Source organism: Staphylococcus sp. 231237_7MaSpsaltlick, from assembly GCF_043107035.1.
The window spans coordinates 332,747-345,469 of the sequence record NZ_JBICNX010000004.1 but is presented as its reverse complement, the minus strand read 5'-3'; the positions used below and the strand labels follow the sequence as shown (position 1 = coordinate 345,469).

General features: G+C 34.1%; 10 protein-coding genes. 4 read left to right on the top strand and 6 right to left on the bottom strand.

Features of this window, described 5'->3' with window-relative positions; all coding sequences use genetic code 11:
* The first annotated feature begins 135 nt into the window (after window positions 1-135).
* Window positions 136-741 carry a hypothetical protein gene (locus ACF91D_RS10000; RefSeq protein ID WP_042740414.1) on the top strand — a complete coding sequence of 202 codons (606 nt, stop codon included), beginning with the start codon at window positions 136-138 and terminating at the stop codon, window positions 739-741.
* A 293-nt stretch (window positions 742-1,034) separates the two neighbouring features.
* Here the strand turns inward: ACF91D_RS10000 and ACF91D_RS09995 are convergent, their stop codons facing one another.
* Complete coding sequence (locus tag ACF91D_RS09995; protein WP_107526781.1) at window positions 1,035-2,183, bottom strand: bifunctional cystathionine gamma-lyase/homocysteine desulfhydrase; 1,149 nt, start codon at window positions 2,181-2,183, stop codon at window positions 1,035-1,037.
* Window positions 2,180-3,082: a PLP-dependent cysteine synthase family protein gene (locus tag ACF91D_RS09990; RefSeq protein ID WP_107526782.1), complete on the bottom strand. Its 903-nt coding sequence runs from the start codon at window positions 3,080-3,082 to the stop codon at window positions 2,180-2,182. The genes ACF91D_RS09995 and ACF91D_RS09990 overlap by 4 nt, the downstream gene beginning before the upstream one ends.
* 228 nt (window positions 3,083-3,310) lie before the next feature.
* Between ACF91D_RS09990 and ACF91D_RS09985 the strand changes: the two genes are divergently transcribed.
* The 3 genes from ACF91D_RS09985 (at window position 3,311) to ACF91D_RS09975 (ending at window position 6,767) form a co-directional block, all read left to right on the top strand.
* Window positions 3,311-4,615 (top strand): homocysteine synthase, encoded by a 1,305-nt coding sequence (locus tag ACF91D_RS09985; protein WP_107526783.1) that lies wholly within the window; start codon window positions 3,311-3,313, stop codon window positions 4,613-4,615.
* Window positions 4,616-5,543: 928 nt separating this feature from the next.
* Window positions 5,544-6,296 carry a threonine/serine exporter family protein gene (locus ACF91D_RS09980; protein ID WP_107526784.1) on the top strand — a complete coding sequence of 251 codons (753 nt, stop codon included), beginning with the start codon at window positions 5,544-5,546 and terminating at the stop codon, window positions 6,294-6,296.
* Window positions 6,297-6,308: 12 nt separating this feature from the next.
* The gene (locus tag ACF91D_RS09975) at window positions 6,309-6,767 is read left to right on the top strand and encodes a threonine/serine exporter family protein (protein WP_042740420.1); all 459 of its coding nucleotides are present in this window, start codon (window positions 6,309-6,311) and stop codon (window positions 6,765-6,767) included.
* Between the two features lie 92 nt (window positions 6,768-6,859).
* Here the strand turns inward: ACF91D_RS09975 and ACF91D_RS09970 are convergent, their stop codons facing one another.
* The 4 genes from ACF91D_RS09970 to ACF91D_RS09955 all read right to left on the bottom strand — a co-directional run bounded on the left by ACF91D_RS09970 (window position 6,860) and on the right by ACF91D_RS09955 (window position 12,684).
* A complete protein-coding gene (locus tag ACF91D_RS09970; RefSeq protein WP_107526785.1) occupies window positions 6,860-7,750 on the bottom strand; it encodes an ROK family protein in 891 nt (296 codons plus the stop codon).
* A gap of 51 nt (window positions 7,751-7,801) precedes the next feature.
* Window positions 7,802-8,737, bottom strand: a complete 936-nt coding sequence (manA, locus tag ACF91D_RS09965; RefSeq protein ID WP_107526786.1) for a mannose-6-phosphate isomerase, class I — start codon at window positions 8,735-8,737, stop codon at window positions 7,802-7,804.
* Window positions 8,738-8,752: 15 nt separating this feature from the next.
* A complete protein-coding gene (locus ACF91D_RS09960) occupies window positions 8,753-10,735 on the bottom strand; it encodes a fructose-specific PTS transporter subunit EIIC (protein WP_107526787.1) in 1,983 nt (660 codons plus the stop codon).
* Window positions 10,736-10,818: 83 nt separating this feature from the next.
* Window positions 10,819-12,684, bottom strand: coding sequence for a BglG family transcription antiterminator (locus ACF91D_RS09955; RefSeq protein ID WP_107526788.1), 1,866 nt, complete (start codon window positions 12,682-12,684; stop codon window positions 10,819-10,821).
* Between the last annotated feature and the right edge of the window lie 39 nt (window positions 12,685-12,723).

The window sequence follows — 12,723 nt, the reverse complement described above, 5'->3', positions numbered from 1 at the left end:
CTAAATATGTATTTGTTAAAAATCCTCCTTTTTAAAATAACTTCAAATATAAAGAAAGTTGCAAATATAAAGATAATCATTAAAATATTAAACATAAGGAATTGATAATTTCGAAGTAAATAGGAAGTGGTAATTATGAAACGTACCGAAAGAAATAAACAAGCATACGAAGAAGATAGAAAGTTAGAAGAACAACGTTACTATAATGAACGAGATCAAAGACGTGAACAACAGTTAGAATATGAAAATGAACGATCTCGGCGCTCAAAAAAATGGTTAGTCGCAGTAATTGTTATTTTAGTAGCGATTGTTGCAATATGTTTAACGTTCTTTTTCATCCATAAACATAACACCGCGCCAAACGATACTGAATCAACGACGCATGAGCAACAAACAGACAATAAAGAACCCAATGCATCAAACGATTATCAACAACAAACACAAAGCAGTGATATCAATACTCAAATCAATAATGCCAAAGAAAAAATAGAAAATAACCAAAACAGTGAAGATATTATCAACAATCTACAACAAAAAATTGATGGTCTAAAGAATAATGAACATAATGCTACCGATAAATCTTTGACAGAAGATTTCCAACAACAAGCTGACAAATTGAAAGAAGCCAACAATGCGCAGTTAAATAACGAGGATCAATCTAAAGTAAATCAATTATTAACTGATATTGACCAAAAATTAAACACAATCAAAGATAAAATCAACTCATTATTTGATAATTAACAGTCTATATATAACAAACTTACTAAATATTAACTATGAAGCTTTCTGTGAAGATAGATTGCTTCATAGTTCTTTTTATATTTTACATTTATTAACCTTAAATATTGCTGACTAGGCAATAATTGATGAAATCCGACGTTCGTCGCAACAAAACACCGCTAAAAGTTCTAGTCATGGGAACCTCTACGAAACAAATGATTCATACAAAAAGCCAACCTAAAAGATTGATTGAATCTTTTAGGTTGGCTTTTATGCCTAATTTACGTTTAGGTACTTTGAGTATTTCCTGGGAATTAATGATTGATTGAATCTAATGCTTGTCTTAAGTCATCTACTAAATCATCTGTATCTTCAATACCAACAGATAATCGAATTAATCCATCAGCAATACCTTCTTTTTCTCTAATATCTTTTGGAATAGATGCATGCGTCATTAATGCAGGTACTGAAATTAAACTTTCTACCGCACCTAAACTCTCAGCTAATGTAAAATATTGTGATTTACGAATAACTGCTTTAGCTAATTCGATATCTTTCACTTCAAAGGCAACTACACCTGTATGTCCATCAGCTTGTTCTTTGTGCACGCTATAGTTTAAATGCGTTTCAATACTTGGGTGGAATACTTGTTGCACTGCTGCATGACCTTGTAACATGTCAATGATAGCTAATGTGTTCTTTTGTACTTGTTCCATACGTAAACCTAATGTTTTTATACCTCTAATAAGCAAATAACTATCCTGTGGTCCAAGTACACCACCTGTTGAATTTTGAATAAATCCAATGCGTTCTGCTAAGTCAGCATCTTTTGTAGCTATAAGACCACTGACAACATCACTATGACCGCCTAAGTATTTTGTAGCTGAGTGCAAGACAATATCGATACCAAAGTCCAATGGATTTTGGAAATAAGGTGTCATAAATGTATTATCCACAATTGAAATTAAATTATGTTGCTGCGCCAATTCGGCAGTTTTTTTGATATCAGTTACACGTAATAATGGATTAGATGGCGTTTCAATATAAAGCATTTTTGTTTCTGGTTTAATATATTGTTCAACTTTAGTTATTTCTGTAGTATCAATAAAATCAACATCAATACCATAACGTGTAAATACTTTAGTTAAGGCTCTATATGTTCCGCCATAAACATCAGAATTTAATAATAAATGATCCCCTTTATCTAATAACATGATAACAGCAGAAATTGCTGCCATCCCTGAACCAAAGGCAAATCCAAATTCACCGTGTTCTAAATCCGCAATTAAACTTTCTAATGCACTTCTAGTAGGATTAGCTGTACGAGAATATTCATAACCTTGTCTTAAATCTCCAATTTCATCTTGCATATACGTACTTGTTTGATAAATTGGTGTAGTCACTGCACCAGTATATGGATCTGTAGTTAAACCACCATGTATTAATCTTGTTTTTTTATTCATTTTACATTCTCCTCATATTCAAATATTTGCTTCGACATATAACGATCACTACCATCTGGAAATATCGTTACTATAACACCATTATTAATATGCTTCTTCACCTCTAATGCACCTTGTAACGCAGCTCCAGATGAACTACCGACTAACAGTCCTTCTTGCAGTGCTAATTGCTTCACATTTCGAAATGCATCTATATCGGAAACCTTAATAATATCTGAAATTAATTCCTTTGATAAAAACTGAGGCCACGCTTCAACACCGATACCTTCAACATCATGTGCATGCTGTTCACCACCACTTAATATAGACCCTTCTGGCTCTACTACAACATTGCCCACGTTATACTGCGATAAGTGCTGTGCAACACCAGTAAATGTGCCTCCAGATCCAACACCACCAACAAAGTAATCTATCTCAGGTAATGCCGATGTGATCTCTTGACCTAATGTTTTCACATATGCTTGTGGATTTAACTCTGTTTCAAATTGATTTGTATAAAAAGCATTATTGACCGCTGCAAAGTGTTCTGCAGCCTTTCTTGCACCTCGCATACCTTCTTCACGAGGAGTACGCTCTACTTGTACACCTAGCGCTCTCATGATCGAAATTTTTTCTTCGGAAAACCCTTCAGGTGCATATATTACACAATGTAACTTGAAATGATTTGCTGCCATCGCCAAACCAATACCTGTATTACCTGCCGATGCATCAACAATAGTATCTCCTTTTTTAATTAATCCTTGTTCAAGTGCCTGTTCAACGAGGAATTTACCTAGTCTATCTTTGACGCTACCTCCAGGATTATATTGCTCTAATTTTGCATAAATTTGTACTTGTTCATCGCTAAATGTTTCCAGTAATACCAACGGTGTATTACCTATCAAGTCATACCCAATCATTTTAGTCCTCCATAATGGCTTGAAATCCTTATTAATCCATACCCTACCATACAGATAAGGATTATATATAAAAAATGAGCCTTTTGCAACTCATTTATATTATAAAGTTACTGATATTAGTCAATGAAGAATCCATACTTAATTAGTCAGAAAAGCTTGTATTCTAATAGTGATTCTAGTATAGTTCTAATTATCAGAAAATTCTAATAAATAGGAGGAGTACAACATATGACAAATAATCAATGGCATTTAGATACTTTATCAATTCATGGAGGACAAGAGGTAGATGATTTTTCAAAATCAAGAGCGGTACCTATTTACCAAACATCAAGTTATGTCTTTGACAGCACCACGCATGCCCAAAATTTATTTTCATTAGCTGAACCTGGAAATATTTACACACGTATCATGAACCCAACTCAAAATGTATTTGAAGAACGTATCACTGCTTTAGAAGGAGGAATCGGGGCACTAGCAACATCTTCTGGACAAGCCGCAATACATTTAGCACTTTTAAACATTGTTGAATCTGGAGATGAAATCGTAGCATCGTCCAATTTATATGGTGGTACATATAATTTACTTAATGTAACATTTAAAAAATTAGGTATTAAAGTTCACTTTGTAGACCCTAGTGATCCAAATAACTTTAAAACAGCTATTAACAATAAGACTAAAGCAGTTTATGCGGAGACCATTGGTAATCCTAGGATTGATGTATTAGATATTGAAGCTGTAGCTGACATTGCACACGCACATGAGGTTCCATTAATTGTTGATAATACTTTCCCAACACCATATTTATTACGCCCGTTTGAATTTGGTGCAGATATTATAGTTCATTCTGCAACTAAGTTTATTGGAGGTCATGGTACATCAATTGGAGGTATTATTGTCGATAGTGGTAAATTCAATTGGAATAATGGCAAGTTCCCTGGTTTAGTTGAACCTGACGAAAGTTATCATGGCATTTCTTACGTTAATGACGTAGGTGAAGCCGCATATATTACAAAGGCAAGAGTACAATTATTACGTGATTTAGGTTCTGCTGTATCTCCATTTAATGTTCACGAATTCTTAATCGGATTAGAAACCTTACACTTAAGACTCGAACGCCACTCAAAAAATGCCTTACGCGTTGCCCAGTATCTAGAGCAACATCCAAGTGTTACTTGGGTAAATTATCCTGGTTTAGAAAGTAATAAGTACTATGAATTAGGACAAAAATATCTACCAAAAGGGCAAGGCGCAATCTTAACCTTTGGCATCGATGGTAGTGTTGATGATATTGCTAACTTTGTTGAAAATCTTCACCTATTCTCTCATTTAGCAAATGTCGGTGATTCAAAATCATTAGTAATACATCCAGCAAGTACAACACATTTACAATTATCACCAGAAGATCAACAAGCGTCTGGTGTTGTTCCAGAACTCGTTCGACTATCTATAGGAACTGAAAATATTAACGATATCATTGCAGATTTAGATCAAAGTCTATCGAAATCAGTAAACACAAACAAATCTTCTGAGTAATTCGAACAACAAAAGTCAGATTGTGTAACATAAATCACTGTCATGATAAGTGTTACATTATTGCTATATGTTGAATCATATTGCACTCATTATATATAAGACACCTCGTTAATTTAGTAGCATTTATTAAATAATACGAAGTGTCTTATTTTTTTATGCGCTTTTATATACAATCACATATGACTACAACGTATTTTGGCGAGATTCCTGAGGGAACAGGACGTGCTGAAGACTACAGGCTGAAGCTGTCCCCTAGGAAAGCGAGCTAGCAATACGAAATATTGAATAAAAGAAAACAAATGAAGGATTATGCACTTAATGATTTATATACCATCACTTACATGACAGATTTAATTCGAAGATTTAAATATATGCTAATGTAAATATCAAAAATGAATACAACGTATTTTGGCGAGACTCCTGAGGGAACAGGACAAGCTGAAGACTACAGGCTGAAGCTGTCCCCTAGGAAAGCGAGCCAATAATACGTAATATTGAATAAAATAGAAACACTCAGATAAATCGGTTTCAAAAATCTGAGTGTTTTTTCTAGTGTTATGTCTAGACGCGTTGTTTTTAATTTATGGATTACAAAATCAAAATAACTCATTACTCATGTAAGATGCGTGTATGTTCCCTATAATACGCCCTCGCTATCCTCACAGACGTCATTCACGCATTAACAAGGTCAGATTGTATAACAATACATTGAATATAAAGTTCAAAAGCGTTCGCTATGAGTGATTCTCATTTAGTATTCCATTGCACATAACAATGAACATGGCAGTCTCCCCGCACACAACCGACAGTCTCACCTCTCGCTGAGTTACTCACCCTATTCACTATTATTTTTAAATTTCCTTTTGAATTTCACATATAATATTGGGATAATAACGATAATCATTCAAAAACAAAGGAGGGACAAATCATGGATAGCACAAAAGATAAATTAACCATACAAGTTATCTTACTCGCTGGAAAAATTTTATTATCTTCAGGTGCTGAAGTTTCACGTGTAGAAGATACAATGAGACGTATGGCCATATGTATGGGTTACTATCACAGTCAAGGTTATGTCATAAATGTATTTATTAATTTCTCACTAAGTGAGGAACACGACACACGTATCTTACGTATAGACAAAAACATAACAAACTTATTAAAAATTTATCAAGTAAACTCAATTTCTCGCCAACTTACAAGTAATCACATTTCAATAGAAGAAGCCTATCAGCAATTAAGCAATATTGAGCATAGTACAGTATCTATCTCACTGTGGAAGAAAGTCGTCGCAGCAGGCATCATTTCTCTGTGTTTTTTATATTTACAAGGTGGAACATGGCCTGAAATGCTCACTACATTAATTGCAGGTGCTACAGGCTTTTGCATTGTAGAATTTATGCAAAGCAAATCCTTAACAATGTTTATACCCGAATTTGTGGGATCATTTGTCTTAGGCGCTATCATTATCTTAGGTTCTCATATCTTCCACATCGAGAACACCTTTGGTCCTGCAATGATTGCATCAGTGATGCCCATTGTGCCTGGTGTATTGATTACTACTGCTATCCAAGATTTATTCGCTCGTCACATGTTAATGTTTACTGCAAAATTCTTGGAAGCACTTGTCATTGCATTTGCTATCGGTTCAGGTATTGCTATTGCATATGTAACATTTTAAGGAGGACTAAAGATGACAATTATTTTCACGTTTATCTGTAGCTTTTGTGCATCATATTTTTTCAATGTGATATACGACGCACCTAAAAAGTTATTTATTCCTGCTGGTTTCGCAGGTGCGATGGGTTACATGGTGTATTTTGTATTAACGGAAAGCTTTCATATGGATAGTATTTATACAAGTTTACTGGGGAGTTTAACATTGGGGCTACTTAGTCATATTATGAGTCGTATATTTAAAGCGCCAGTTGTTATTTTTATGATTCCAGGTATTATTCCCCTTGTTCCAGGTAGTATTGCATTTAGAGCAACACAACAACTTGTAACCTTACAGTTTACCGACGCAACAAATACATTTATACGCGCCATTCTTGTAGCAGGTGCGATTGCCTTAGGTCTTCTTATTTCTGACCAATTGTCTAAAACACTAAACATCCGTAAACTATGGGCAATAAAACGTAATAGATTATAAAAAAACACCACACGCATTTACTATCATAAACTCAAAGGTCTACCCTCTGGTTTTATTAATATAGCAAGTGTTGTGTGGTGTCTTTGATATCATTAATTAATGAAATATAAACCTGTCAGTACATTTGCTTCAAGATGGCTAATGTCAATTTGAATTGTACTATTTTGTATTAAATGATGTTGACGTACATAATTCGTTATTGCTTCCTTATATGGCAATGCACTTTGTGTTACGCCACCACCTAGAACCATATGGTAAATGTTAAAGACGCTAAATATGTTAATACATAGTTGTTGTGTTAATTTAATCACTTCTTCAACCATAGCATGAATTGTTTCGTCTTCATGCTCGAGATACATCGTTATAGCTTCTCTAATAGTCACTGGTCGATTTAAAAGGTCACTCGCCTTTCGACTAATGGCTAATCCAGATATTTCATTTTCTACACATCCATACTGGTGACAAACCGGACATTGGTAATCACTATCATTTTTAATTACAGTATGACCAATTTCACCAAAGTTGCCATCTACACCTGAAACTAACTGTCCATTTTTTACATATGCCATACCAACCCCAGTACTAATCGTTAAATAAACAAAATCAGATGTAGTTGATTTAATATATCGATACTCCGCTAACGCAGCAGCATCTGTATCATTAACAAAGCTTGGCTTAAATTGACTATGTTGCTCAATATATTGCCCTGCATTAAATTGATTGTATTGTTGTAAGTTTGGCGGATTTAAGAACAATCCCTGTGTATAGTCACATGGACCAGGCATAGCAATATTCAATATATTGCTATCTACCTCTTTGTATTCTGTTACAAAATGATTCGCTAGTTTAATTATTTCAGTAAATTGTTGCTTGGGATCTTCCTTTATCGTTTCAAATTTTTTACTAGCAATGATATCAAGTTGTTCATTGACTACCCCAACAATAGTCTTCGTACCTCCGATATCAACGCATAATTTTAACATAATCATTCCACCTCACTCATGTTGATAACCATTTCAAATCTGATAGATGACTTAAACATAACTGATAATTGCAGTCAAATCGCCTTCTATAACGACATTCGTATCCTCTACGGTCAATATTAAATGATCACCTTTTACTAATTCATGGACCTCTCCATCTATTTCAATTGTTCCACGACCTTCTACAATTGATATAAGTTCATAATCACGAGATAAGTCGTAGTTTAATTTGCCTGAAATTTCCCAACGCGCAACTGTAAAAAATGTATTGGAGACAAATTGTGTATATTTCTGACCTTGTATATTTTTTGATATTGGTGTGCTATTTGGTGAATTGTCATTTAATTGAATGACTGCTTTACTTTGTTCAAGATGTAACGCTCTTTGATTTCCATCTTTATCTGTTCGATCATAATCATAAATTCTATAAGTCGTATCTGAAGATTGTTGTGTTTCTAATATTTGGATACCTTCACCTATAGCATGTACAGTCCCCGCAGGTACATAATAAAAATCACCGGGTTGAACTTTAACACGTTTAAAAAGTTGGTCAAACGCTCTATTGTCAATCATTTCATTTAATTCATTAGCATCCGTTGTATTTACACCATAAATAATCTCAGCGTCCGCTTTAGCATCAAGAATATACCAACATTCTGTCTTGCCATATTCCCCTTCATGCTTCAACGCATAATCGTCATTAGGATGTACTTGTACAGATAATTTATCATTCGCATCTAATATTTTAGTTAACAATGGAAAAGTATGCGCTTTGGGATTTCCAAATAATGCTTTGTCTTCTATCCATACTTGATCTAATGTTTTTCCTTGATGTCTACCATTCTTAATCTTATTTGGTCCATTTGGATGTGCCGAAATGCCCCAACATTCCCCTGTTATATCACTAGGGATATCATAATTAAACGCCTTTAATCCTGTACCTCCCCAAATACGTTCCTTGAACTCTGGTTCTAAAAATAACACCATCACTGTATACCTCCATTAAATTGCTTTCAGTATATTATATATTTCGTCTTTACTTTGTGCATTGATAAGCTGCATTCTAATATCATCGTTCATCAATGTTCTTGAAAGTCTTTGTAATAATTTTAAATGAACATCATTACTTTGACTTGGTACAACAATTAAAAATATAATCTTCGGCAATGAACCATCAAGACTTTCCCATTCTACACCAGCCTTATTATTTAATACTGCTACAATCGGTTGCTTCACTACGCTAGATTTAGCATGTGGAATAGCAACATTCATTCCAATTGCTGTAGTGGATTCTGCTTCACGTGCCATTACCGCTTCTTTTAATATTGACTTATTGCTAATATAATCATGATCCGCTAACTGGTCAATTAATTGATCAATCACCGTATCACGTGTCATTGTTTCATCACTTAATTCAATCACACGTTTATCAAAAACACGCTCAGAATTATCATCATCTGCTTGCTCATGTGTTATCTTACTTTCTTGCGATAGTTGTTCTTGGTTCGTCGTCATACTTTCATTACTCACCGCTTGATTTTCACTGTTTACACCTGTATCCATTGGACTTGAATAAACTGCAACAGCTGGCGCCGTTCGTTTCATCAACAATACAACAATCATCGTGACAATACTACCTACAATCACCGCAATAAAGAACCATAATATCTGGTCAATACCACCTAATACTGCTACAATTGGTCCGCCATGTGCTACTCTATCACCAACACCACCGATAGCAGCTATAACTGCTGCAATCATAGAACCAATCATATTTGCTGGTATAATTCTTAATGGATCTTGCGCAGCAAATGGTATTGCTCCTTCAGTTATACCAAACAATCCCATTGTAAACGATGCTTTACCCATTTCAACTTCTCCATGATTAAATTTACGCTTATTGATAAATGTAGCAAGACCTAAACCAATCGGCGGCGTACATACTGCCACTGCGACCATGCCCATTACTGTATAATTACCCTCTGCAATTAGTGCTGAGCCAAACAAAAATGCCACTTTATTGATTGGTCCTCCCATATCAAAGGCAATCATTGCTCCTATGATAAGGGCTAAAATAATAATATTAGTACCTTGCATCCCTTTTAACCAAGAGGTTAGCCCTTCAAATATACTTGAAATTGGGGCACCAATAACAAAGATAAATATTAATCCTACAATGAGTGACGAAATAATTGGAATAATAATAATCGGCATTATCGGGGCCATTGCTTTAGGTGTCTTTATATTCTTAATCCACTTCGCAATATAACCAGCTAAGAAACCTGCCACAATACCACCTAAGAAACCTGCACCTGCATCACTACCATAGAAACTACCATCAGCTGCAATTGCACCGCCAATCATACCAGGAACCAACCCAGGTTTGTCGGCTATACTCACTGCAATATAACCAGCTAATATTGGAACCATAAACTTAAATGACAGACTACCTATATTTTCTACAGATTTCCATATAGAATCTTCTGGAATGACTAGTCCTTCTGCAGAAGGTTTGCCACCAATGGTTAATGCAATTGCCATCAATAAACCACCTACTACGATAAAGGGAACCATAAATGACACACCATTCATTAAATGTTGATAAATGACTTGTAGTCCCTTTTTATTTTCGGATTGTGTTCTTTGATTCGCATCAGCATCATACTGTTCATGATGAATACTTGCTTCTTTTTTTATGATTCTCTGAATTAATTGTTCAGGATTGTGTATTCCTTCCCTTACACTTTCATTAACTAAGTACTTCCCATCGAATCTAGTAAGGTCAACTTGGCGATCTGCAGCAATGATAATACCATCTGCTGCTTTAATTTCCTCAGTAGTTAATTTATTTTCTGTCCCTACACCACCTTGCGTCTCTACTTTGATTTCTACTCCCATACGTTCTGCCGCTTGTTCTAATTTCTCTTGAGCCATATATGTGTGCGCTATCCCATTTGGGCACGAAGTTATAGCTAAAATTTTCATAATTTCATCTGCCTCCTTATCCACTTCATTGTAACCGCATACATTCATCGCAAAAAAATAATAATTGCCGCTGTTAGTGGCAATTATTCTCTAATTAAAGTCATGATTTTTTTCTGAAGCACCTGCTCATCTAACAATAAATATTGATCAACATCATTTTCTGTTAAATCTGCAATATTGTGTATGATTTTCTTCATTATCGGTATATCAGCCTCAGTAATGGCTAAGAAAAACACCAATTTGACTTTATTTTGTTTCCATAATAAGCCCTGTTCATGTTTAAACACTATAACATGTGATTTCAATACTTCTTTAGGATTGCCATGAGGCATACTAATAGCATTTCCAATAAATGTAGAAGCAAATTTTTCTCTTTCTAATGCACTTGGTATATAACTTTCGGTAATTGCATGATTATTATTTAATATACTTTGTGCCTTATCGAAAACAACAGCCATATCAGTAACCTCATCTTCGCCTCCTACCACATCTACTTGAACCGATGATAAATCTGCTTGGTTGATTACGTTATTATTGATTTGGTTAATAATTACCTTCACTTTCTCAGCATCCTCATTTGAAAATAAAGGTGAAACTGTTACTTGAGAAAGTCGCTTTGGTAAATGATTACCTTCTATCTCATGCGTTGTAACTAATACATCGATACCTTCGAAGTGATAGTCATAAAGCGAATCCAGCTGTACGGTATCTATCACTTCGATACGTTCGTCAAGCTTTAAAATTTTAGCTTCTAGTAAGCTGGAAATACCTAAACCATAATAACAAGCTATCACTATTTTAATTTTTTCTTGTTCGTTTCTTTCAACTGATGATTGAAAATGTAATGCTAAAAAGGCAATTTCATCTTCTACTAAATGAATATCGGCATCAACTTCTAACTCTTTCACAATGTCATATAACGCATCAAAGATAAATGGGTAGTGTTTTTTTATATCTTGAGTCAAAGGATTATTGATATATACATTTTTGATTATTCTATGATATGTCCTACTAAAATGTGAAAATATATTGTCTCTCAATACACTATCTTGGGTAAAAGCTACACCAATATTTTGCTCCATTTGAACAATGAGGCGTTCAATATAACTTTTGACGAATAATTGTTCAAATCCAAGATCATGTTGTTCAAAATAATCACTAATAAAGAAAGAAAAAAGTTTTATTGTATCTCTATTCAAATCATATCCTAGTCTATTATTAATTTCTGTAATACATTGATTAGCAATTTCAAATGACTTTGGCTTTATATCCCATGCTTTATAACTAATATTTTGTCTTTTATAAATAATGATTAAATGAATAATTAACTGTTTGAGTTGTATTTGTGTAGCTTGAATATGGTTATATATCAAGACACGTTTAATAATTTGTGTTATTTGTTCTAAATGCACTTTAGGAATATCAGCTAATATTATATCTTCAATCGATTTATTTTTAGATGTTAGTTGACTCAAGTGTAAAATAGCATTTCTAATATTCATCTCATTTCCTTTAATACATACACCTTTATTTCTAACGCTCTCAACTAGAACATCAAATGACTGACACCAATTAGTAAATCTTTGTAAATAATCTAAAAATTCATTTTTAGTTATCTTCAAGTCAGCAATCAGACGTTCTGTCGTCGTAGGATCGTGTTGCATTAACAACCGATAACCTAAATTCATTAATATTTCACTGTCCTTATTGGCATAGTCATTGATATAATGTTCAATCGTTTCAATATGATACTGCTCTAAATTCAATCTAAAGCCACGACCCTTTACACTAGTGATTACTGGATCGCTAAACAATGTATTAATATACTTTATGTCCGACCGCACAGTTCTATTAGAAACACTTAATATAGCTGCAATATCATCTGCACTTTTGTAATTTTCAGATCCCTGTATAAACAGACGCATGATCTTAATATGTCGTTCTATCATATATACACCTCATTTCATCAAGGCTTTTGTTTATATTAT

Bases quoted from the DNA above. Each gene is read 5' to 3' on its own strand.
- ACF91D_RS10000 (WP_042740414.1), top strand. From the start codon at position 136: ATGAAACGTACCGAAAGAAATAAACAAGCATACGAAGAAGATAGAAAG.
- ACF91D_RS09995 (WP_107526781.1), bottom strand. From the start codon at position 2,183: ATGAATAAAAAAACAAGATTAATACATGGTGGTTTAACTACAGATCCA.
- ACF91D_RS09990 (WP_107526782.1), bottom strand. From the start codon at position 3,082: ATGATTGGGTATGACTTGATAGGTAATACACCGTTGGTATTACTGGAA.
- ACF91D_RS09985 (WP_107526783.1), top strand. From the start codon at position 3,311: ATGACAAATAATCAATGGCATTTAGATACTTTATCAATTCATGGAGGA.
- ACF91D_RS09980 (WP_107526784.1), top strand. From the start codon at position 5,544: ATGGATAGCACAAAAGATAAATTAACCATACAAGTTATCTTACTCGCT.
- ACF91D_RS09975 (WP_042740420.1), top strand. From the start codon at position 6,309: ATGACAATTATTTTCACGTTTATCTGTAGCTTTTGTGCATCATATTTT.
- ACF91D_RS09970 (WP_107526785.1), bottom strand. From the start codon at position 7,750: ATGTTAAAATTATGCGTTGATATCGGAGGTACGAAGACTATTGTTGGG.
- manA (WP_107526786.1), bottom strand. From the start codon at position 8,737: ATGGTGTTATTTTTAGAACCAGAGTTCAAGGAACGTATTTGGGGAGGT.
- ACF91D_RS09960 (WP_107526787.1), bottom strand. From the start codon at position 10,735: ATGAAAATTTTAGCTATAACTTCGTGCCCAAATGGGATAGCGCACACA.
- ACF91D_RS09955 (WP_107526788.1), bottom strand. From the start codon at position 12,684: ATGATAGAACGACATATTAAGATCATGCGTCTGTTTATACAGGGATCT.